The sequence below is a fragment of the Escherichia sp. AM3 genome (genome assembly GCF_032029835.1).
GTDB lineage: Bacteria > Pseudomonadota > Gammaproteobacteria > Enterobacterales > Enterobacteriaceae > Escherichia > Escherichia coli.
On record NZ_JAVUPQ010000314.1, the window covers coordinates 1 to 1289 of the forward strand.

The 1289-nt window shown below is 48.6% G+C and carries 1 pseudogene; it reads left to right on the forward strand.

Annotation, left to right across the window (positions count from 1 at the left end):
- Window positions 1-83: 83 nt before the first annotated feature.
- Window positions 84-806: pseudogene (locus RTW80_RS25425) on the forward strand (IS3-like element IS2 family transposase); the annotation flags it as partial.
- Window positions 807-1289: the final 483 nt, after the last annotated feature.

The following is a 1289-nucleotide window of genomic DNA, read 5'->3' on the forward strand; positions in this document are numbered from 1 at the left end:
ATACTGTTTTTGTCATGTGAGTCACCTCTGACTGAGAGTTTACTCACTTAGCCGCGTGTCCACTATTGCTGGGTAAGCTCAGAGAGCTGCCCACGTATGGTTATCGTCGGGTATGGGCGCTGCTTCGCAGACAGGCAAAACTTGATGGTATGCCTGCGATCAATGCCAAACGTGTTTACCGGATCATGCGCCAGAATGCGCTGTTGCTTGAGCGAAAACCTGCTGTACCGCCATCGAAACGGGCACATACAGGCAGAGTGGCCGTGAAAGAAAGCAATCAGCGATGGTGCTCTGACGGGTTCGAGTTCTGCTGTGATAACGGAGAGAGACTGCGTGTCACGTTCGCGCTGGACTGCTGTGATCGTGAGGCACTGCACTGGGCGGTCACTACCGGCGGCTTCAACAGTGAAACAGTACAGGACGTCATGCTGGGAGCGGTGGAACGCCGCTTCGGCAACGAGCTTCCGGCGTCTCCAGTGGAGTGGCTGACGGATAATGGTTCATGCTACCGGGCTAATGAAACACGGCAGTTTGCCCGGATGTTGGGGCTTGAACCGAAGAACACGGCGGTGCGGAGTCCGGAGAGTAACGGAATAGCAGAGAGCTTCGTGAAAACGATAAAGCGTGACTACATCAGTATCATGCCCAAACCAGACGGGTTAACGGCAGCAAAGAACCTTGCAGAGGCGTTCGAGCATTATAACGAATGGCATCCGCATAGTGCGCTGGGTTATCGCTCGCCACGGGAATATCTGCGGCAGCGGGCTTGTAATGGGGTAAGTGATAACAGATGTCTGGAAATATAGGGGCAAATCTATGCACCTCTCCACTCACACAATTTCTTAATATAAAAGATCCATTACATTGCTCTGCAACTATAACTGCGTATTACCGTGAAGGAGAACGGTGAGTAACGGCGTTTTTCAAGGCCATTGTCAACGACGGATGAAAAGTGGAATCCTCTGCTGGGATTCAGCTCCTAATGCTACAAATCTCATTGATGGCTTGATGTAACTTCACATATGGTTTCAGCCTCAAAGAAATCATTTTTATTAATTTTAACGAAGGGTTGGACAAAATGAGGAGGTATTAGCTTTGTTTTATGACGCATTTCCGAAAATTTCCGTGCCATATAGTGAGCATCTTCGCAAGCTTCCATAACAATAGTTGTGTAGGAGGAATTAGTAAGGAATTCGAATAATTTCGAGCACTTGGATTCTGACAGTTAAGGACTCTGCCTGTTGCATCTGGGCAGTGGACGTTGAATGAATTTTTCCCTACAAAAATAC